The sequence below is a fragment of the Anabaena sp. UHCC 0204 genome (assembly GCF_009711975.1).
Taxonomy (GTDB): Bacteria; Cyanobacteriota; Cyanobacteriia; order Cyanobacteriales; family Nostocaceae; genus Dolichospermum.
The window spans coordinates 95916-116633 of sequence record NZ_VIKW01000013.1; the positions used below are offsets into that span (position 1 = coordinate 95916).

Sequence of the window (20718 nt, forward strand, 5' to 3'; positions counted from 1 at the left end):
GCTTTCCTCTATATTAAAGGAATAATTTTACTGCAAAATGTCCCTGGAAGGTTTAATTTTAATATCCTTTGCCCAAATAACCGCCATCCGCTAAGATCAGAAATGCTGCATTATTCCTAATCATGTCTGACTCCCAAGTAAGTGCTGCTGTTGCCAAACTTTACGACACCTATCCATTTCCCCCTGAACCCATCCTGGATGAACCGCCACCTGGTTATAATTGGCGTTGGAATTGGTTAGCCGCTTACAACTTCTGCATGGGTAGAAAACCACAAAAACAAGATATCCGTATTTTAGATGCTGGTTGTGGTTCAGGTGTGGGAACAGAATATTTAGTACATCTCAACCCGCAAGCGCAGGTAGTGGGAAGATCCCCAGGAATTTGATGACAATTTTGATTACAATCTTGATACATTATTTGAATTAATCGAAGCTTCTGAATTAGACTTTGTAGGTTTTTCCAATCCCGGACAATTGCACCCCAGTTAACTTATGATGTGTTGAATATATTCAGTTCAAGTGAGGTATTTCTTTTACCACATCTAATATTTCCTGAATTGTGAAATAAATATAGTAAAATACTGGTTCTCCATTAATTTCTATAGTACCGTATTTTCGATGTGGACGGCCTTGCACGTCTTTATCGGAAAAATCGTTAGGCTTAGGATCATAACCACGATAATCTTTCCGAAGACTTACCAACTTAATTGGAGTGCATTTTTCATCAAAAGTGATACTCCATTTTATTCTTAATTTTAATTTACCATCAGAATCTCGTTCTAAGTCATGAAAGAAGTTTTTATAAAAATATTTTATTTTGATTGTTTTGCAATCTTTAAAATCTTTGTCTGTAATAAGTTTTGAATACGGTAATTGAGTTCTACTAATAACAGCAGGATGCCTTGTTTCTATTTTCTTAAAAAAATTAGCCGCTTGCGAAATTATGTAATCTTCTACAGCCTTCTTTTGCTCCTGGTTAGCAAAAGATATGAAAGGAATATAAAGACTGTCAAAGGCTGTATCTGTAGATCGGATTCCAATTATATCTGACTCAACATTCATAGATTATCTTCTAGATAAATATTTTGTATTAAAGAGAAATTTGCCCTAAAAATTACTATACCATTTAGGTTTAGTTCTAGTTCCAATTCACCTAATGGATTAGATGGTTCTACATTATAGTAATAAGGAATAAAAAACTCACTTCCAGAAACCTCATGTGTTTGCTGGAGAGCATATTCGTATGTAAGTTGCTTGATGATATCTAACCTATATTTGTTGTCTGAGTTGGGATCTAGTTCTTTATTTTTATAAAACTCTAATGGGACATCTTTATAATCAATTATTTTTATAAAATTACCCTCTATAACTTTATTGTCAATTTTTTTTATCTTTGATTCTAAAATTAAATCAGGACGTAGAAACCGACGTAGTGCTTGACTTCTATTTCGTTTTTCCAACTTATCATACTTGGGGTGCAAGTAAACTAATGTTCCATCATTTAAATCAAATTCAATACAAAGCATTTCATCCCATTTAAATTTTTCTGCTACTTTTCCTAAAGATTTAGAACTATTTGAATCTGTGGAATAAACCCATTGATTCCACCGTGTAAATCCACCATTAGCTTTACAGTTTCCAACTCGATTTTTCTCTTTCTCTTCTCTTTCTGGGTTATTATAATCTTTCAGAGGTATATCCGTGTCCGCATAGCAAATTTCGTTGCGGTATTTCTTAAAGAAATAGCTATGGCACATATCCTCCCAAATTACAGAGAACCCATGTATTCCCCAAACTTCACCATCACCTTTCTCAGGATTTAGATCACCGTAAAGGAATGTTTCAATAGCTTCATAAATTCCCCAATAATCAGTATCTTTGTAATAGGTGTTCTTATCTATATTATCTAGTGCTTCTTTAAGAACATTAATAGTCTCCTCAAAGGTATTCTCGTCAAAAATAGACTGGTTACTAGTTAAATAATCCTCCTTGAAGCCTTGAGCAAGAAAATGAATTTCTTGATTGCGGGCTTTAATATTATCTGGGACATCACCATTTAACTGCTCAACAATCTCATCGAGAATATAACAATACAGGTTGACAATATCAGTGCTTTGATAGCGTATCGTTAAACACGGCAGATCCATTGCTTCAACATAAATTACATCGTCATTCAGATAGATAGCACGATCTAGATATTTATGAATCTGAGAATAGTCGATGTCTTCACTACGTCTTACTTTTTTTTGAATGGAGTTGATTGCTAAGTCATCGTAAGCTTCTAGAACTCGCTCAATCATTTTAATCTTACTGTAGAGTACACAAACATCTCCTTCCTCTGTTTGTATCTTGACTCCACCAGATGAAATAGTCGTTTGATCCTGTTCTCGCTGAAAGTCAGGTTGATTTCTGTTAAATCGGTTGGAGTCTAAATTATCGCGTTCAAACTTGCGAAAGGTACGATACATCTTAAAAAATAAATCTCGTACTGCGTTGAAGTCACCCTCTGGAAAATTATCAAAGCCATGTGGCAGACAAAACTCGAAATTTTCTCCAACTTTAGACTTACGAATACCAATAAAAAAATCCTTAGAATCTTTGACCACATTAAAACTAGAAAAATCAAACATAGAAATTAAAAATTTAGGCTAGTATTTCCACGTTATAGCTGAGTGGCACAGTCAGTTATTGAAGTTCATTATATTTTCAACAAAAATATTATGTAGTTTAGTGAAATCTCCAAAAGTTACCAGATTATCTTTTGTTACTTTTAGAAGCTCTACTAGTGGTTTTTTATCACGATTGAAAACGCTATCCCACAAAAAGAACATTAGTTTATTTTGTATTTGTTCAGAAGTAATAGGCTCTTTGATAAAGTAATACCCAATTTGCTTGTCTTCAATTCCCCGAATCGAGGCATGATGACTTTTGATAAAGTTGTTAAGCTTTGTTTGAAGCTTTTTCCATTCATCTTTGTTTAAAACTCCCTCGTCTCCATATGTCGCTTTAGGAGGCTTGGTGTTATCCCAGTTTACAAACTCCCAATCCCAACGACGCTTAAAAGCGCTATCCATGAAAAAAATGGAATTATCTGAAGTATTCATTGTGCCTAAGATAGATAGATTTGGAGGAATCCAAATAGTTCTATTTTCTAAGTCAATTTTCAAAAACTTGATCTTTTCTTGAAAGTTTTTGAGAGTAACAGCATTAAAAGGGTGTAATTCATACTTTTCTATTTTTCCATCTTTTTCGTATAATTCAACTCCCATTAGTTCCAAAAGGCTTCTAAATTCAAGTTCAGTTATATTAATTCCATAGCTTGACCAACCATCTTTATCCCTATCCAATAGTTGAAAAACTGTTCCAAATATCGCAGATGAATTACCGCGATTAATTTCATCTATAACCAAAGCTACATTCTTGGGTTCATCAATTTTAAATCCATTCTTGTCATGGGACTCAACTATGTTTTTATAAGCCTTGGATAGTGCTTTTAAAAAGTGTCCTTCATAGTATTTATACTCTACCCTCTCTTTTCTGGTAATTGGCACTAATTTGCCCATGAAATCCCCATAGGTATATTCTGGATGAAATACTGTTTTAATAATGTTTTCTCTATTTTCTTCATATATCTGTAAATGTTTAGGTATAATCTCGTAAACAATTCTATAGCTTTTACCAGTTCCAGGGCTACCGAAGATAATTTTTTGAATAGGTTGATTCATGATTGCTGATACCTGATAAACAACTATTAAAACTCAATGCAAATATTATACATTAATACTGGGTGTGTCAACTAGCTGTATGTAAGCTGTAAAACTTTTTTACTCTCATCACCCCCTATCCGCTAAAATCAGAAATGCTGCGTTATTCCTAATCATGTCTGACTCCCAAGTAAGTGCTGCTGTTGCCAAACTTTACGACACCTATCCATTTCCCCCTGAACCGATTCTGGATGAACCGCCACCTGGTTATAATTGGCGTTGGAATTGGTTAGCCGCTTACAACTTCTGCATGGGTAGAAAACCACAAAAACAAGATATCCGTATTTTAGATGCTGGTTGCGGTTCAGGTGTGGGAACAGAATATTTAGTACATCTCAACCCACAAGCGCAGGTAGTGGGCATAGATTTAAGTGCGGGAACTTTAGAAGTAGCAAAAAAACGCTGTCAAAGCTCAGGTGCTGATCGTGTAGAATTCCATCATCTGAGTTTGTATGATGTGGAACAGTTGCCAGGGGAATTTGATTTAATTAATAGTGTAGGTGTATTACATCACTTACCAGATCCCATTCGCGGTATTCAAGCCTTAGCCAAAAAGTTAGCCCCCGGTGGCTTAATGCACATTTTTGTCTATGGGGAATTGGGACGCTGGGAAATTCAACTCATGCAAAAAGCGATCGCTCTCCTCCAAGGTAGCAAAAAAGGCGATTACCGCGATGGTGTCGAAGTTGGTAGAAAAATATTCGCCTCTTTACCAGAAAACAACCGCATTGTCAAGCGGGAAAAAGAACGTTGGGCAATGGAAAACCAGCGAGATGAATGTTTTGCTGATATGTATGTGCATCCTCAAGAATTTGACTACAATATTGATACACTATTTGAATTAATAGATGCTTCCGGTTTAGAGTTTCTAGGGTTCTCAAATCCTGGTTTTTGGCAACTAGAAACCCTGCTAGAAAAAGCACCTGAGTTAATTGACCGGGCTAAAGAATTAAGTCAAAAAGAACGTTATAGATTGATAGAATTACTGAATCCTGAAGTTACCCATTATGAATTTTTTCTTGGTCGTCCTCCCCTCAGTAAAACCGATTGGTCAGCAGATAGCACATTATTAGCAGCCATTCCTGAACTGAACCCCTGCATAGATGGTTTTCCTAGTCAATGTTTATTTAATTACGATTACCAAATTGTTAAATTATCAACAGCCGAATTTGAATTCATGCAAAGCTGTGATGGGAAATCTACCGTAGCAGAGATTTTAACCAAAGTGCAGTTTGGTTTAGATGGAGTTAGAAGTCTTTTGAAACAACAAATGATTTTACTGACACCTGGTTAATTAGAAGAGAACCAAACTTCGGGAAGTTCATCTACATCTTCCACCAAAAAATCTCGATACACCCAGATTCGAGAAGCATTGTAGAGATCACTAAGAATAGGCTTCAACACACCATTTTTATCCCAAGGTTGAAGATCAGAATCTAGTTCGCAGAAACCCACCCATGAATGTCCTTGTTGTTGCAAATCCTCAGCCCTGACAAGAATTGCAGCCAATACAGCCATATCATAAGGTTTTAGAGAAGTATCCATTGCCCCAATAGACACTTGCCGTTCTAGCATAGATTCTGAAAGTGGAAAAACATTCAAATGTGGATGCTGGGCTAATTCTCTCAATCTTTCTGGAACTTTTGTTAATTCATTTGTAACCAATCCATCAAACTTATCAAAGACTCGAAACGCTGCATTAGCATCTTCTGTAGTCAGTTTCCCCTGTCTTTTCGCCCATTGGACAAATTTACGTAGATCGTTAGAATCAGTACGTGGAGTGAATCGTCGGGGTATAGTTTCACGTGCTTCTGTTAGGCAGATAGCAGGTAGATTTGACACTCTCAGGGCTAAAGCCACTGAGATTCTTGGTTCAACGAGTCCACTTAACTTAGAACCCTTGCGGTATCTAAGCCAGAGGTGGTTCTCTCCCCAAGCGTTAACTTTCCCTCTGCCCGAAGGTAGTTGCATTACTGCAAATTTTGATTGAGTTTATAATTCTGTGTCGTCTAGCTCCCATGAAGATTTTACCTATTCGGAGGGCAGTCACTAGAACTATGGAATAGAACCCATATCTTCAGTTGTCAAGGACCAGAAAAGCCGTTAGGCAGTTAGGTTTTTATACAGGTTGATTACCATTCCTGTTGTGAACAGTATAACACCATTGAGAGCAAAGATAACAAAACTTCGCGCATCTCAACCAATCTTCATGAAAAGAAACACTCTATGCGGTTAAAACCGTGGTCAGTGAGCTTGCGATGCCCTGAGCCTGTCGAAGGGTCGAACTGCACGAGCGGTCACTGAACTTGTCGTTAGCGTAGCGTGGCGTTAGCCATAGTGTCGCTTATATCTCAGGTCTAAAGACACTGAGCTTTACTCTTACCGGATGCTCTTGTAACTCAAACTCTCCAGCTTCAGCAAGTTCAAGTAATTGAGCCGCTTGGGGAGTCTGTAAATGTTCAGGTTTAAGAATATCTACAACCCAGTTTGTTTCGACAAAAACCGCTTGAGGCTTCATTTTGCAACTTTACTCCACCTTTGTCCACCAGCCCTGACTTCACCAAGTCGCAGAAGATTGATTATCCGTCCGCCAAACAAAGCTCTCAAATCATCTGGTAAACTGTCCATACTGGTTTGCAGTTTCAATTTCTCTAACCATCGCTGAACTCGTGATTCAAACTCAAGGTAAGGGTTTCCCTTCCATTGCTCATCTGCTGGTGGTAACAAAGAATGTGGAAGTGTTGCTTTACCAACTACACGAATTGATGAACCATGAGAGTCATCAAAAGAATCCTGGAGGACAATAACACGCTCTCCTGCCACAAGTAAACCAATGGAACAACCAAATTCAATCATTGAGCGTTCAAGCTGATTCATACCATATTGACGTTGCTTCCTGACATCATTGGATTTTACTTCAACGATCATCAAATATTCTCCATCTGGACTGGTGACAATAATATCTGGATGTGATATTTCCATAGCAATGCCGAAATATAGAACTTGAGTTCATGAACAAATCTGATTGTTCTGCCATATTGACTAACATTTTAGCCCAAGTCGAGCTAAACTTAAACGGAGTAAGACACCTCCTCAAACAACAACTACTCTTACTAACCCCCCCTTCATGAAAAAACCAGTAACACCTCATTCTCTTGCCACTGACAACTGACAACTAACAACTGACCAAAAATAAGTTAATTGTTTTTTCCTAAAGTATTGTTACCGGATCGTGATATGATTCAGCTGACTGAATGTGCAGTCATCATATTTTAAATGTACTGGTTTCAAGTGCCGTGAGCCTGTCAGAAGAATCAATTGCGCCTACTCAGACAACACAACAAGATGCTCAGTCTGGTTCTGAAAACACAGAACCAGTAGACTCTTCCATGCAAGAGTTCTATCAACTCTATAAAGAGTTGTTAGTAACCACACTTGTTTTAACAGGGGTAGTCTTTATCTCTGTCTGGATTGCTTACTCACTAAACATTGCTCTAAATTATTTATTAGGGGCGTGTGCAGGTGTGCTTTACTTGAGGATGTTGGCAAAAGATGTTGAACGGTTGGGACGGGAAAAACAAGAACTGAGCAAAACTCGGTTAGCCTTGTTAGTAGTGCTGATTTTGCTGGGATCACGGTTAGATCAACTGCATATACTTCCCATATTCTTGGGATTTCTCACCTACAAAGCCACACTCATCATCTATGTAGTTAGGGTAGCGTTAATCTCTGACTCATCCAAGCTCCGGCAACCTTAAACCGCTCCTATTCTCCAGGTAATATTGGAGAAACGATTGAATTGGAAAGAAAATGCTGAATTTTCTGAACGTCTACTCCCTTCCACTTGCTGAATTGGAAGTTGGCAAACATCTGTACTGGCAAATAGGCAACTTAAAGCTACATGGTCAGGTGTTTCTCACTTCTTGGTTTGTTATTGGCGTGTTAGTCCTAGCTTCCGTCTTGGCAAGCAGTAACGTCAAACGGATTCCCAGTGGCGTACAAAACCTAATGGAGTACGCCCTAGAATTCATTCGAGATTTGGCCAAAAACCAGATCGGCGAGAAAGAATATCGCCCCTGGGTGCCATTTGTAGGCACTTTGTTTTTGTTCATTTTTGTGTCAAATTGGTCAGGGGCATTAGTTCCATTTAAGCTAATTCATCTGCCAGAAGGCGAACTAACAGCACCCACAAGCGACATCAACACAACTGTTGCCTTAGCATTGTTGACATCATTAGCGTATTTTTACGCTGGATTCAGCAAAAAGGGTTTAGGTTATTTCGGTAACTATGTGCAACCAGTTTCGTTCATGTTGCCATTCAAGATTATTGAAGATTTCACCAAACCTCTGTCCCTAAGCTTCCGTTTATTCGGTAACATCTTAGCTGATGAACTGGTCGTGGGAGTGCTGGTACTACTAGTACCCTTGTTCGTGCCTCTGCCAGTAATGGCTTTGGGACTATTTACCAGCGCCATTCAAGCACTAATTTTTGCCACCCTCGCAGCTGCCTACATTGGCGAAGCGATGGAAGACCATCATGGCGAAGAGCATGAGGGAAACCACTAAACCCCCTCAGATGAAAAGAGTCAGCTATTAGAGGAAACAGGAAATAGGTGACAGGTGACAGGTAACAGGTGACAGAAATTAGTCAACTGACAACCGATAACCGACAACTGACTACTGACCACTGACCACTGACAAATACAACACCCAACGTATCTCTAAATTAAGGAAAGAATATCATGGATCCATTAGTTGCTGCTGCTTCCGTTATCGCCGCTGCTCTAGCTGTTGGTTTAGCTGCAATCGGCCCCGGTATTGGTCAAGGTAATGCAGCAGGACAAGCTGTAGAAGGTATTGCTCGTCAACCAGAAGCTGAAGGCAAAATTCGCGGTACATTGCTGTTAAGTTTGGCGTTCATGGAAGCTCTAACCATCTACGGTCTAGTAGTTGCTCTAGTGCTACTATTTGCTAACCCCTTCGCATAATCACAACTGAGTTCTGAGTCTAGGCGTGAGTAATCACGTCTTTTGGAAAGTTATGAAATCTAACTCATAACTCATGACTCGGAACTCAGAACCAAAATTAATGTAGATAGGAATTAAGCAATCATGACACACTGGATCACCTTATTGGCCGTGGAAGAAGTTGCCAAAGAAGGGGGACTGTTTGATCTAGATGCTACTCTGCCCTTAATGGCAATCCAGTTTCTAGTATTAGCCCTGATATTGAATGCAACTCTTTATAAGCCACTGGGTAATGCTATTGATGGCCGGAATGAATATATCCGTACCAACAAATTAGAAGCCCAAGAACGCTTATCAAAAGCACAAGCATTAGCCCAGCAATATGAGCAAGAACTTGCAGGTGCAAGACGAGAAGCTCAAAAAATTATTGCTGATGCCCAAGCTGAAGCTCAAAAAATCGCTGCTCAAAAAGTTGCGATCGCGCAACAAGAAGCTCAAGCCCAAAAAGAAAAAGCGGCTGGTGAAATTGAACAGCAAAAACAACAAGCTCTAGCTTCATTGGAAACACAAGTAGATGCCCTGAGTCGCCAAATCCTAGAAAAGCTGTTAGGTGCTGATTTAGTCGGCCAACGCTAACTTGTGAACATGGTCATTGTTGGTGATAGGTGATAGGTGACAGGTGACAGGTAAGAGGTAGGAGGTAAGAGGTGACAGGTAACAGAAATGAGTCATCTAAAAACTGACAACTGACGACTGACAACTGACAACTGACGACTGACAACTAGCAAATGACAAAAAATTTGGAAATTTGGCATCGCAGTTAGTGGATAAAGAATCATGGGGACTTTTTTACTGTTGACGGCGGATATTGTCGCCGTCGGAGGTGAATTGGCTGAATCAGCTGGAGAAGGTGGGTTTAGTCTAAATACGAATATTTTAGATACCAACCTGATTAACCTGGCCATTATTATTACTGTGCTGATCGTATTTGGACGCAAGGTTTTGGGTAGTAACTTAAAATCTCGCCGAGACAATATTGAATCAGCAATTAAGAGTGCAGAGCAAAAAGTAGCAGAAACCGCCGCCAAACTGAAAGAGGCGCAGCAAAAGCTAGAACAAGCTCAAGCAGAAGCTCAATCAATCAAACAGACCGCCGAAGTTAATGCCCAAACTGCTAAAGATGCAATTTTGGCACAATCTGCTGTAGATATTCAGCGGATGCAAGAAGCGGGAACGGCTGATTTGAATTCAGAACTAGAAAGAGCGATCGCCCAACTCCGACAAAAAGTAGTGCTTCAAGCATTGCAAAAAGTTGAAGGAGAACTCAAAGATGGCATTAGCGATAATGCTCAACAAGTTTTAATTGATCGCAGCATTGCACAACTGGGAGGCGAGGTATGAAAAGTAATGCAGCAATTGCTGAAATATCCCAGCCTTATGCACAAGCACTGTTGTCTATAGCTCAATCTCAAAACTTGACAGAAGAAGTGGGAGTAGATGCACGAACTTTTCTAGGCTTATTGACAGGGAGTCAAGAACTAAATAACTTTTTGGGCAACCCTTTTGTGAAGCCAGAGAACAAGAAAAATCTCCTCAAACAATTACTGGGAGAAGGTGTAAACCCTTACCTACGTAACTTTTTACTGCTGTTAGTAGACAGACGACGGATTGCCTTCTTAGAACCAATTTTACAGCAGTATTTGGCGCTGTTACGCCAGCTAAATCAAACCGTATTAGCGGAAATAACTTCTGCGGTTTCCCTGACAGAAGCCCAACAGCAAGCAATTACAGAAAAAGTAATCGCCCTCACCAAAGCTGCCAAAGTGGAACTAGAAACCAAAATAGACAGCGAGTTAATTGGCGGCGTGATTATCAAAGTTGGTTCTCAAGTAATTGACGCTAGTTTGCGTGGTCAACTCCGTCGTCTCTCCTTGCGTTTAAGCAGTAACTAAATCGGTAATGGGTAATCGGTAATGGGTAATCGGTAATGGGTAATGGGTATAATTTGTCCCCAATCACCAATCACCAATCACCAATCACCAATCACCAATTATCATTAACTTCTTTGTGAAACTAATTAGCACAACAAATGAGCATTTCCATTAGACCTGACGAAATCAGCAGCATCATCCAACAACAAATCGAGCAATACGACCAAGAGGTTAAAGTTGCTAACGTTGGTACAGTGCTACAAGTAGGTGACGGTATTGCCCGGATTTATGGCTTAGAAAAAGCTATGGCTGGGGAACTCCTAGAATTTGAAGACGGCACAATTGGTATCGCCCAAAACTTAGAAGAAGATAACGTTGGTGCGGTACTGATGGGTCAAGGTCGGGAGATTCAAGAAGGTAGCTCCGTAACCGCTACTGGTAAAATCGCCCAAGTAGCCGTAGGTGAAGCCCTCATTGGCCGTGTTGTTGATGCTTTGGGTCGCCCCATTGATGGTAAAGGTGATCTCAAAACCACCGAAACCCGATTGATTGAATCCCCCGCCCCTGGGATTATTGCCCGTCGGTCAGTACATGAACCGATGCAAACAGGTATCACCGCTATTGATTCCATGATTCCCGTCGGCCGTGGTCAACGGGAATTAATCATTGGTGACCGTCAAACAGGTAAAACAGCGATCGCTATTGACACCATCATTAACCAAAAAGGTGAAGATGTCGTTTGCGTTTACGTAGCAATCGGTCAAAAAGCTTCCACCGTTGCTAACGTAGTTCAAACCTTGCAACAAAAAGGCGCAATGGACTACACCGTAGTTGTAGCTGCTAACGCCAGTGACCCAGCTACCCTACAATACTTAGCTCCCTACACAGGCGCTAGTATTGCTGAGTATTTCATGTACAAAGGCAAAGCAACCTTAATCATTTACGATGACCTTTCCAAGCAAGCTCAGGCTTATCGCCAAATGTCCTTGCTCCTCCGTCGTCCACCCGGTCGGGAAGCTTATCCTGGAGACGTATTCTACATCCACTCCCGCTTGTTGGAACGCGCTGCTAAATTGAGCGATGAATTGGGTAAAGGCAGCATGACCGCCCTCCCAATTATCGAAACCCAAGCTGGTGACGTATCTGCATACATTCCTACCAACGTAATTTCCATTACCGACGGTCAGATTTTCTTGTCTTCTGACTTGTTCAACTCTGGTATCCGTCCGGCTGTAAACCCCGGTATCTCTGTATCCCGCGTAGGTTCTGCCGCACAAACCAAGGCAATGAAGAAAGTTGCCGGTAAGATTAAGTTGGAATTGGCGCAGTTTGACGACTTACAAGCTTTCGCACAATTCGCTTCTGACTTAGATAAAGCTACCCAAGATCAGTTAGCACGCGGTGTCCGCTTACGGGAACTCCTCAAACAGCCCCAAAATGACCCCCTCTCTGTAGCTGAACAAGTAGCCGTTCTTTACGCTGGTATTAACGGTTATTTAGATGACGTTGCTGTAAATAAAGTCACCGTATTCGCTAAAGGTCTACGTGATTACTTGAAGAATGTTAACACTGCATATTTCCAAGCAGTACAAGGTAGCAAAGCCCTCGGAGAACCAGAAGAAGCCGCTTTGAAAGCTGCTCTTTCCGAGTTCAAAAAGACCTTCCAAGCAGCAGCGTAACAATTTTGGATTTTGGATTTTGGATTTTGGATTAAATAGACTTGTCCCGAAATTAGATATCAGTTCATAAAGGGATTTGATATTTATTTTTAGATGATTCTAATCTAAAATCCGAAATTCTGAATCTAAAATCTAAAATCTAAAATCTAAAATCGGATTATGGCTAATCTCAAATCAATACGCGATCGCATCCAGTCGGTCAAAAACACCAAAAAAATCACAGAAGCCATGCGGCTTGTAGCAGCGGCGAGAGTCCGTCGCGCTCAAGAACAAGTAATTGCTACCCGTCCCTTCGCAGACCGTTTGGCGCAAGTATTATTTAGCTTGCAAACCAGACTGCGGTTTGAAGACGTGGATTTACCCCTACTGAAAAAACGCGAAGTTAAAACAGTAGGATTATTAGTAATTTCTGGCGATCGAGGTCTGTGTGGTGGTTACAACAGTAACGTAATTCGCCGGGCAGAAAATCGCGCCAAGGAACTCCAAGCGGAAGGTCTAGACTATAATTATGTGTTGGTTGGCCGCAAAGCTACCCAATACTTCCAACGCCGGGATCAGCCTATTGATGCAACCTACAGCGGTTTAGAACAAATTCCTACCGCCGCAGAAGCTACAAATATTGCTGATGAACTACTTTCTCTTTTCCTTTCCGAAAAAGTAGACCGGATTGAGCTAGTCTATACAAAATTTGTATCCTTGGTTAGTTCTCGTCCCGTAGTCCAAACCCTTCTACCCCTGGATACCCAAGGTTTAGAAGCAGCAGATGACGAAATCTTCCGCTTAACTACCCGTGGTGGTCAATTCCAAGTTGAACGGGAGAAAGTTGTTAGTCAAGTCCGGGCTTTACCTCGCGATATGATTTTTGAACAAGATCCAGTGCAAATTCTGGATTCATTGTTACCTTTGTATCTGAGCAATCAGCTATTACGGGCATTACAGGAATCAGCAGCGAGTGAACTAGCCGCACGGATGACAGCAATGAGTAACGCCAGCGAAAACGCCGGTGAGTTGATTAAAAGTTTGTCTTTGTCTTATAACAAAGCCCGTCAAGCCGCAATTACCCAGGAACTTCTGGAAGTTGTCGGTGGTGCAGAAGCACTAACTTAATTTGGTAGTTGGTGATTGGAGGTAGTTATAAAATGAACTATGGCCAATCATCAATTATTAAATTTCTTAATAAGTCTTAAATTTCAATTTATACTCTATTTTTATTAAAAATAATGATTATGTGATCATCAATAATATTTTTATTCATATTTAAATTATTTGAAAGGAATATATTCAACTACATTCATCCATTCGTCAATTTCAGAAGCCTGAGCAATAAATTCTAAATCCTTAACAAATTGACCAATTGTGCCACCTAATTGATGTCCAAAAATTAATCCTGAAAATTGTTTTCCTTATATAAAGCAATAGGCATTTACAACAGTCCTTTCGCTTTCATTCTGCTATAGAATGGGGATTGTACTGATTCCTTAATACTTTCTTGTACTTGTTCCCATTCCTGTTTAATTTCTTGGTCAATTTCTTCTTGGTGGTCGAAGTAATAACCCATAGTAGCATGAGCTTCACTATATGTTAAATAAGGATGTTGACGGCACATTTCCTCTACTGACCAACCATAAGCAAGATAATCCATGACAATTTGCGCTACTCTAATTCTCGGTAAACGCTGTAATCTTGCTGACTGATGATCGTTTTTGATGATATGTGGGTAATTGAGGGTTAACATATTATTTTATCTAGCTAGGTTGCTATATGTTTATATTATGACAAAATTTCCAGTTATAGTCAAAACTTTTTAACGACGCTGTAAGCTCTAGCTTTAAGTAAAATCATTAATTGATCTAGCTGTTCATAAATATCTAATTCGCTATTTTCTGCTTCGGAAATTGTACCATTATGGTTTTTTTCTAATAAGTCTTCTAACCGTGTTTGTGCTTGGGTTGAAACTTTAAATTTAGCTATTTGTTCGGGTGTTGGTTGTTTAATTAAAAAGTCTAAAACCTCAGTATAAGTGTTAGTAGTATCACTAGAATTAGTTAAAGTTAATGTTTCTGGTGTATTTTTTTCTAGGAGTTGCGAAAGCAGTTCTGGAAGACGATGTAATATGGGTTGTAAGCGGTTTGCTAGTTCGTCCGGTACTTGAATTGTTAATTGTGCCATTTTGGTTAGGGATGGTATGTTTATTTATAGGTTAGCGTGAAAATTTCCGAAATAATATTAGTGTCTAAAATAAAACGAAAACTCACAGTTCTACCTCCCGTCCTGGACTACGATCTCTAAGATTTGCAAAATCTTCATCTGTAAATTCAATACCTTCTCTTTCCATTCGTTCCCGAAATCGCAAGGTCATTTAGCAGAAAGTTTCACCGTCAGGATTAAAAGTTTTTATCTGTTCCTTTTCCTTGTTTTGGGATAATTGAGACTTCAGTAAGTTAAGCAGACAAATTTTATCTTCTACAGATAAATCATCAAGAGATTTAATTATTTCTTGTAATAACGTCATTGTAAAGCGTCTTTTAAAAGTCATCTAAATATTTAACAATAATCAAAGCAGTGAGAAAGGCTATTGGTGTAATTATAGCAATTGGTAGAGCGAACTGATAAGTTACTTATAGTAAAAGTGATCACTCTCTAATTCAAATATTTGACCACAGTAAATTCAGTGTACAAGGCTAAATGCTAGTATAATTACTTGCTAATATTTTGCTCATTGCGGATAAGGACTGTGTACAATACTTAACAGTAATGTTCTTGTCACGAATAATATTACTGTTATACAATGCTCATAATAAATTTATCAAATTAAGTTGAGGTCTAATGAGCAATTGTACAAAAAGTTACTCTAGTGATAAAAATATGAATACGTATGCGTTTTTATAGATCAATATTTTTGCGCTTCTCAAAGCATCACAGCACATTCAAGACTAAATAATATGTTAGAAAAAAACAACCCATTACTTAAATTAGAAAATGTTACATTTACTTATCCAAATAGAAATAAAATACTCCTAAAGAATGTAAATCTTACAGTATCTTTAGGAGAAAGAATTGGAGTTGTCGGAGATAATGGGTCTGGTAAATCTACTATAGTTAAACTTTTACTTGGTTTATGTAAACCCACAAAAGGTAGAGTTGAATTATTTGGTGAAGAGGTTTCTTATAATAAACACTATCCTTGGCTGGGTTATATTGGCAACCCTTCTTATAAGTTAGGAGAGTCAGGTTTACCATCAGGTATTTCCGTTGGTGAGGTTAGGAGAACTTTTGAAAATTTATGGAAAATATGGAGTCAGGAGAATTTAGAATCTACATCTCCATTTTTTGAGAAGAAAGAAGAACTTAAAAACCTACTTACTTCTGATTTAGAAAAACTTGATCCTAGTGAATTATCTAATGGACAACGAATGAGACTAATGGCTTATTTAGCATTAGGAAAAAAATCAAAGTTACTGATTGCAGATGAACCAACAGAAGGTTTAGATGATCAAAGTAAAGAAATTATACTCAAAGCGGTAGAATATGCAGCACAAGATCAGCAATTAGCAATCTTATGGATTTCCCATAGAATTCATGAAGTAGCTAGACTGACTACTAATATTCAAAAATTATCTAATGCAGAGTTAAAACATAGAGAAGTCCCTACTTTTAATTGTGCTGTGAAAACAAATGGAGGGGAAGCAAAACAAGTCTATCCAACTCTCTGTAAAGATGGATTTGAAGAGATTATAGGAGAAATATTTACTGATACATCAATATCAGATTTTACAATTGTAGGTGATAAAATATAGCAGGGGATTTTATGAATATACAAAAAATATGGTTATTGTTAATACCTTATTTAATGAAAATGGTAAAACTTGAACCTTTTTCTCATGCAGTATTTGGTTTTTTGAAAAATGATTTAGGAATAAAGTTTAATATATCAGAAGTAGTTAAATACTCTGTTTTCTATTTCAGTATCTTGTCGTTATTAGTTGGATTTTCTACTCTGCCGTTATCATACAATGATAATAGCTTTAGTTATTTCGGATTGGAATTTCCTACTTCCTCACTAACAGCATCAAGAAATTTTGGAATAGAACTATTACAGGATTTTTATTTAATTGGTTGGTTAGGAATATCTCTTTTGTTCTTATTTGGTTTGTTATTACCTTTGGGAAATAGTTTTTTGGTTAATCAAACGTTGTGGTTACGTCTAACTCCTTGTTTACCTTATGAAATTGCAGCAGCTAGGGCTATTTGGGTGATAATATATGCTCTATTTATGGGTTTATTAAGTCTTATTTGGGCTGTACTTTGTACGTGGATAAATGATTTTCCCCTTAATTCATTGCTTGTAGATATTGAAGGTTTAATGAGTCACATTCTTATATCTGGAGGTATGGTTGTATTTATTGACTTCAACATTAAAAACTATCTCAGCAGAATGTTTATTTCTATCATTGCTGTTGTCATTCCTATAATTCTGATAATAGCTTATATACCTATAAGTTTAATTAATTCAGTAGGTATGATCACAAAATTCTTTCCCTATACAATGCCACTTGCACTGGTTAAACTTTTGCCTGATAATCAAACACATTTCTTAGTAACTGCTGGTTTAGGTTTATTATTACTGTTTCTATCTGTGGTAATTAAATTTATAACCATAAACGGTCTAACATTTCGTAAATATCTCACGTTTAAATTTAAAGGAGAATCATTGAAATGATTAAGTTAGATATTGATAGAAGAATTTTTAGCATATTACCTTTGATTCTTCTACTATTAACACCTTTGTTGGTTGCAGCTACTCCAATATATACTGGACAGATTTTCCCAAATCCTTGGATTTGGGAAATCCTAAAAAACGTTGGTATTTATTTATATAATTCAGCAATAGGACAAATTATCCTACAATTTGGAAATGTAGTTGGAGATGTAGTAATACATACAATAGATGGAGGAAGAGATGTGCTAATACATACAACAGATGGAACAAGGGATGTAGTAATACATACAATAGATGGAGGAAGAGATGTACTAATACATATAGTAGATGGAGTAGTAGAAATTGTGAAATCAAATCAAAAGTAAAAAATGCAGTAATACAAGATCATAAACTTGAGATTTATAATTTTTTGAGGAGCTAAACATGAAGAAAATAATCAAATTTCTTGTCAGATTAATGGCTATTATCATTATGATAATGAGTGTAATATTTTTTCTCTATGGTACTATGAAGTTAGCAATTGCAGACCAGCCTTATGATCAAATTCAAAACATTCCTGGTCTGATTATAGAAACTAATCCTCTACAAGAGACAAAAAATGCTAAGATTATTATTTCTGTCTCTGCATTGGCTTTTATTTTCAGCATTATAGGATTTGTTATATCATTCTTTATACGGGTAGAAGAGATAGTGATAGAGGAAGACAACGAAAAAATTCCTACCTTAGTAGGTAAAGAACAAGATGAGTAAACTCAAGTATCAAATGATTATCCAGTGGTCTGAAGAAGATAATTGCTTTTTAGTAGGATTCCCTGATTTCCCTGGACAAAAATGGCGCACTCATGGGGATACTTACGAGTTAGCAGCAGCAAATGGAATTGAAGCTTTAGACTCTCTGATTATTGCTTACGCATCTGCTGGTGATCCACTTCCAGAACCTACGGTTTGTCACGCAGCATAGAGTTGAATTTCTGGACTCAATCTAACCAACCTAAATAAACCAATTCTCAATCACCAGATCCTCAAAATCCTGAAAATCTGCCAAATTATTTGTTACTAAAATCAAGTCATTACAAAATGCAATACTCGCAATTTGTACCTCATAACATCGGAAAGTGCTGTATTTGGTAAACGGAAATTAGCAGGTCAATTGAGACAAATATAAATCCTTGATTTTATCATGTTCAATTTTCAGGCGATCGCCCCCATAATCACCATACCAAATTTTTAGAGGAAACTATGAATATCAATTATACTCTGTTTATCTGCGATCGCACTCTAACCATTTTTTAAATAACATCCTGTAGCAATAATTATCTTTTTCAAAGACCATGAAGCAACTGAAATCCATTTTACTATTAGGAACAATCCTAGCAGCCCAAGTTATCACTACCAAAACATTGGCACAAGAGGTCAAAAAAGATAGTATAGTTCCCTCCCAAAAGAATGCTATTACCCTGATGCAAAGTATTTGTGGTGCTGGGAATATTACACAAGAAAAAGGGAAAATTGTTTGCAAAAAATGCCCGTTATTTACCAGTTATAATGATGGAACTGCTACCTTAACATCTGTAGTTTATGGCAGTTTTACCAAAGCCGGTAGTCGTGAAGCATTGGTAGACTTGGGTGGCTGTGAACCCCATGCAGGTAATTGGGGAGGTTCTGTTTTATTGCGGCGTACTAATAATGGTTGGTCTAGAATCCGATATGAACAAGGATTGCGTTCCAATAGTTGTCTAAAAATCTCTAATAAAACAGGTCGTGATTCCCTAGTTTGTGAAGTTTCATATATGGGACAGGGTTATTTTTCCCAAAGACTTGATAAATTGGAAATCGGTTCTACTAAAACCAGCAGCACAAAAATATTAAGTGTAGGTTCAAATACAGCTAGTTGTCGTCCACCATTTTATGACGTAGAAATCAAAGATTTTGCACTACGAAACACCAACCAAGATAAACGCGCAGACCTGGTTGTAAAACTCACAGAAGCCAGGGAAGCAAAAGGTATTACCAGAAGCAGTGATGACCAGTGTGAACCACAATTACCTAAACCAAAATTACATCAACTGACATTTTTGTACAATGGTCAATCTTTCCGAGCTACCCCTGCTACTGCTAAATTAATTAAACAATTAGAACCATAGTTGCAATACAGGATTTAAAATAAAAAATCGCCAATTCAATGACAATTACAGTAGTCTATATTGATAAATTTGTCATTAACACAGGATTATAAGCAATCATGAAAACAAAAAGATTATTAGCCGTATTAACTCTCAGCTTAACTTTGGGCTTTTCAATTCCTATTTATGCCCAAGAAACATATATTGACAACAAATGTAAGCAAAATCAATCATTAAAGGAAGACGATAGATTTACTGTTTTTTATAAATCAGAGTTTAAATCAAAAAGGAAACCTTACTGGTTTTATTCTGCAAGATATATAGATGGTTCAGCGATTTTTTGTATTTCCCAACCAGGATTTAAAAAACCACGATCTTTAAATGAGTTAAAACCCATACAGTTTAATTTCATAGACAAAGTTACCAAAGATCCACTCAATCAAACAGCATTTATTGTAGTTACTCGTGAAGGCAATGGTTCGCCTGTACCTATGAACGAATATCGGCTAAATTTTGTCAATGTTAATAAACCTACACTAACTAAATTACGAACCTGGACATCTCAGGATTAGCTTGTTTTTAACTGAGTGATACTTGGAGTTAACACATGGAATTTATTTTTGTTTACGTCACTTGTAAAGACCGTGCTGAAGCCCTTAATGTAGGTAAAGTCTTAGTAGAAGCCCGTCTTGCAGCCTGTGCCAACATCATTGACGGGATGGAAAGCATTTATTGGTGGAACGGTGAATTACAAGTAGAAAAAGAAGCTATTTTAATAATGAAATCGCGTCGTGATTTATTTGAAGAACTAACAGAAAAGGTGAAATCAAAACATTCATATCAAGTACCTTGTGTGGTGGCTTTACCAATTGAACAAGGAAATCAGGATTACCTCAATTGGTTAATGACAGAAACAAAAACTACAGATAGCAACAAATAATCTTTAGCTGGATTGCAGTTAAATTGAGTGAATTTTGTTACCCAATTTCTGGGTGTAACAAAGATAAGAGCGATCGCACAAATTGGATATTAAATAATGCCACTACTTCAAAAGATTCATTGGCGAACTATTATTTCTCTAGCTATTATTCTTCCCATTGGACTTTCATACAGTCACTATCGCTATTCTATTTCATGGTTGAACCAAGAGGTAGGAGGGATTTTTTATGAAATATTTTGGTGTCTATTTGCATTTCTGTTTATCCCCACCCGTCGAGCAGTTTGGCAAATTCCTATATGGGTATTCATAATTACTTGCTTATTGGAATTTCTGCAATTGTGGCATCCACCGATTCTCAATTGGTTACGTTCATTTTGGTGGGGAAAGATGATACTCGGTAGTGTCTTCACTTGGGCAGATTTCCCCTATTATGTTGTTGGTAGTGGATTAGGATGGCTGTGGTTACATCTGATATGGGGTGCAAAATCGAAATAAATTGGTATTGGACTAATCAAGGCGATCGCAATCAGCGATAAAATATTTCTCTCTACTTTAAATTTATTGTCAAATGGCAGAATTCCGTACTATAATAAA

27 protein-coding genes and 1 pseudogene are annotated in these 20718 nt (G+C 37.7%); 19 read left to right on the forward strand and 9 right to left on the reverse strand.

What is annotated here, in order from left to right:
* Nucleotides 1-122: 122 nt before the first annotated feature.
* Nucleotides 123-368, forward strand: a pseudogene (locus FJR04_RS12985) (SAM-dependent methyltransferase); the annotation flags it as partial.
* Between the two features lie 142 nt (nucleotides 369-510).
* Here the strand turns inward: FJR04_RS12985 and FJR04_RS12990 are convergent.
* From FJR04_RS12990 to FJR04_RS13000, 3 genes are read right to left on the reverse strand one after another with little or no spacing between them, the layout of a single operon-like run.
* Entirely contained in the window at nucleotides 511-1062 is a 552-nt protein-coding gene (locus FJR04_RS12990) for a hypothetical protein (RefSeq protein ID WP_168495360.1), read from the reverse strand.
* A complete protein-coding gene (locus FJR04_RS12995; protein ID WP_168495362.1) occupies nucleotides 1059-2630 on the reverse strand; it encodes an LlaJI family restriction endonuclease in 1572 nt (523 codons plus the stop codon). Before FJR04_RS12995 ends, FJR04_RS12990 begins: the two co-directional genes overlap by 4 nt.
* Nucleotides 2631-2681: 51 nt before the next feature.
* The gene (locus FJR04_RS13000; protein ID WP_168495364.1) at nucleotides 2682-3725 is read right to left on the reverse strand and encodes a restriction endonuclease; all 1044 of its coding nucleotides are present in this window, start codon (nucleotides 3723-3725) and stop codon (nucleotides 2682-2684) included.
* A 154-nt stretch (nucleotides 3726-3879) separates the two neighbouring features.
* On the opposite strand from FJR04_RS13000, the gene FJR04_RS13005 reads away from it, so the two are divergent.
* Nucleotides 3880-5058 (forward strand): class I SAM-dependent methyltransferase, encoded by a 1179-nt coding sequence (locus FJR04_RS13005; RefSeq protein WP_168495366.1) that lies wholly within the window; start codon nucleotides 3880-3882, stop codon nucleotides 5056-5058.
* Here the strand turns inward: FJR04_RS13005 and FJR04_RS13010 are convergent.
* The 3 genes from FJR04_RS13010 to FJR04_RS13020 form a co-directional block, all read right to left on the reverse strand.
* Complete coding sequence (locus FJR04_RS13010; RefSeq protein ID WP_174763540.1) at nucleotides 5055-5735, reverse strand: hypothetical protein; 681 nt, start codon at nucleotides 5733-5735, stop codon at nucleotides 5055-5057. The two genes, FJR04_RS13005 and FJR04_RS13010, sit on opposite strands and share 4 nt — an antisense overlap.
* Before the next feature lie 373 nt (nucleotides 5736-6108).
* Nucleotides 6109-6282, reverse strand: a complete 174-nt coding sequence (locus FJR04_RS13015) for a hypothetical protein (RefSeq protein WP_168495368.1) — start codon at nucleotides 6280-6282, stop codon at nucleotides 6109-6111.
* Nucleotides 6279-6746, reverse strand: a complete 468-nt coding sequence (locus tag FJR04_RS13020; RefSeq protein WP_168495370.1) for a type I restriction enzyme HsdR N-terminal domain-containing protein — start codon at nucleotides 6744-6746, stop codon at nucleotides 6279-6281. The genes FJR04_RS13015 and FJR04_RS13020 overlap by 4 nt, the downstream gene beginning before the upstream one ends.
* A 314-nt stretch (nucleotides 6747-7060) precedes the next feature.
* Between FJR04_RS13020 and FJR04_RS13025 the strand changes: the two genes are divergently transcribed.
* From FJR04_RS13025 to FJR04_RS13060, 8 genes are all read left to right on the forward strand, one after another.
* Nucleotides 7061-7522: an ATP synthase subunit I gene (locus tag FJR04_RS13025; RefSeq protein WP_168495372.1), complete on the forward strand. Its 462-nt coding sequence runs from the start codon at nucleotides 7061-7063 to the stop codon at nucleotides 7520-7522.
* Nucleotides 7523-7574: 52 nt separating this feature from the next.
* Entirely contained in the window at nucleotides 7575-8330 is a 756-nt protein-coding gene (gene atpB / locus FJR04_RS13030; protein ID WP_168495374.1) for a F0F1 ATP synthase subunit A, read from the forward strand.
* Between the two features lie 176 nt (nucleotides 8331-8506).
* Nucleotides 8507-8752, forward strand: coding sequence for an ATP synthase F0 subunit C (atpE, locus tag FJR04_RS13035; RefSeq protein WP_168495376.1), 246 nt, complete (start codon nucleotides 8507-8509; stop codon nucleotides 8750-8752).
* A gap of 123 nt (nucleotides 8753-8875) precedes the next feature.
* Complete coding sequence (locus FJR04_RS13040) at nucleotides 8876-9367, forward strand: F0F1 ATP synthase subunit B' (protein ID WP_168495378.1); 492 nt, start codon at nucleotides 8876-8878, stop codon at nucleotides 9365-9367.
* Nucleotides 9368-9568: 201 nt separating this feature from the next.
* Nucleotides 9569-10132 (forward strand): F0F1 ATP synthase subunit B, encoded by a 564-nt coding sequence (locus tag FJR04_RS13045; protein ID WP_168495380.1) that lies wholly within the window; start codon nucleotides 9569-9571, stop codon nucleotides 10130-10132.
* Entirely contained in the window at nucleotides 10129-10683 is a 555-nt protein-coding gene (gene atpH / locus FJR04_RS13050; protein WP_168495382.1) for an ATP synthase F1 subunit delta, read from the forward strand. Before FJR04_RS13045 ends, atpH begins: the two co-directional genes overlap by 4 nt.
* Before the next feature lie 137 nt (nucleotides 10684-10820).
* Nucleotides 10821-12341 carry a F0F1 ATP synthase subunit alpha gene (gene atpA, locus FJR04_RS13055; protein WP_168495384.1) on the forward strand — a complete coding sequence of 507 codons (1521 nt, stop codon included), beginning with the start codon at nucleotides 10821-10823 and terminating at the stop codon, nucleotides 12339-12341.
* A 159-nt stretch (nucleotides 12342-12500) separates the two neighbouring features.
* The gene (locus FJR04_RS13060; protein WP_168495386.1) at nucleotides 12501-13448 is read left to right on the forward strand and encodes a F0F1 ATP synthase subunit gamma; all 948 of its coding nucleotides are present in this window, start codon (nucleotides 12501-12503) and stop codon (nucleotides 13446-13448) included.
* A gap of 316 nt (nucleotides 13449-13764) precedes the next feature.
* Here the strand turns inward: FJR04_RS13060 and FJR04_RS13065 are convergent, their stop codons facing one another.
* From FJR04_RS13065 to FJR04_RS26180, 3 genes are all read right to left on the reverse strand, one after another.
* Complete coding sequence (locus FJR04_RS13065) at nucleotides 13765-14076, reverse strand: DUF433 domain-containing protein (protein WP_168495388.1); 312 nt, start codon at nucleotides 14074-14076, stop codon at nucleotides 13765-13767.
* Between the two features lie 59 nt (nucleotides 14077-14135).
* Nucleotides 14136-14510, reverse strand: a complete 375-nt coding sequence (locus FJR04_RS13070; protein ID WP_168495390.1) for a hypothetical protein — start codon at nucleotides 14508-14510, stop codon at nucleotides 14136-14138.
* A 190-nt stretch (nucleotides 14511-14700) separates the two neighbouring features.
* Nucleotides 14701-14877, reverse strand: a complete 177-nt coding sequence (locus FJR04_RS26180; RefSeq protein WP_254445281.1) for a hypothetical protein — start codon at nucleotides 14875-14877, stop codon at nucleotides 14701-14703.
* A 406-nt stretch (nucleotides 14878-15283) separates the two neighbouring features.
* Here FJR04_RS26180 and FJR04_RS13080 point away from each other — a divergent pair, with 406 nt between their 5' ends.
* From FJR04_RS13080 to FJR04_RS13120, 9 genes are all read left to right on the forward strand, one after another.
* Entirely contained in the window at nucleotides 15284-16138 is an 855-nt protein-coding gene (locus FJR04_RS13080; RefSeq protein ID WP_168495398.1) for an ATP-binding cassette domain-containing protein, read from the forward strand.
* Between the two features lie 11 nt (nucleotides 16139-16149).
* Nucleotides 16150-17061 carry a hypothetical protein gene (locus FJR04_RS13085; protein WP_168495400.1) on the forward strand — a complete coding sequence of 304 codons (912 nt, stop codon included), beginning with the start codon at nucleotides 16150-16152 and terminating at the stop codon, nucleotides 17059-17061.
* Nucleotides 17058-17426 carry a hypothetical protein gene (locus tag FJR04_RS13090; RefSeq protein ID WP_168495402.1) on the forward strand — a complete coding sequence of 123 codons (369 nt, stop codon included), beginning with the start codon at nucleotides 17058-17060 and terminating at the stop codon, nucleotides 17424-17426. Before FJR04_RS13085 ends, FJR04_RS13090 begins: the two co-directional genes overlap by 4 nt.
* 58 nt (nucleotides 17427-17484) lie before the next feature.
* Entirely contained in the window at nucleotides 17485-17811 is a 327-nt protein-coding gene (locus FJR04_RS13095) for a hypothetical protein (protein WP_168495404.1), read from the forward strand.
* Nucleotides 17804-18022, forward strand: coding sequence for a type II toxin-antitoxin system HicB family antitoxin (locus FJR04_RS13100; protein ID WP_168495405.1), 219 nt, complete (start codon nucleotides 17804-17806; stop codon nucleotides 18020-18022). The genes FJR04_RS13095 and FJR04_RS13100 overlap by 8 nt, the downstream gene beginning before the upstream one ends.
* A gap of 370 nt (nucleotides 18023-18392) precedes the next feature.
* The gene (locus tag FJR04_RS13105) at nucleotides 18393-19205 is read left to right on the forward strand and encodes a hypothetical protein (protein ID WP_174763541.1); all 813 of its coding nucleotides are present in this window, start codon (nucleotides 18393-18395) and stop codon (nucleotides 19203-19205) included.
* A 98-nt stretch (nucleotides 19206-19303) separates the two neighbouring features.
* Nucleotides 19304-19756 carry a hypothetical protein gene (locus FJR04_RS13110; RefSeq protein ID WP_168495407.1) on the forward strand — a complete coding sequence of 151 codons (453 nt, stop codon included), beginning with the start codon at nucleotides 19304-19306 and terminating at the stop codon, nucleotides 19754-19756.
* A gap of 35 nt (nucleotides 19757-19791) precedes the next feature.
* Nucleotides 19792-20124, forward strand: a complete 333-nt coding sequence (gene cutA, locus FJR04_RS13115) for a divalent-cation tolerance protein CutA (protein WP_168495409.1) — start codon at nucleotides 19792-19794, stop codon at nucleotides 20122-20124.
* Nucleotides 20125-20220: 96 nt separating this feature from the next.
* On the forward strand, nucleotides 20221-20619 hold the full coding sequence (locus tag FJR04_RS13120) for a DUF2809 domain-containing protein (RefSeq protein ID WP_168495411.1): 399 nt from the start codon (nucleotides 20221-20223) through the stop codon (nucleotides 20617-20619).
* The last annotated feature ends 99 nt before the right edge of the window (nucleotides 20620-20718 follow it).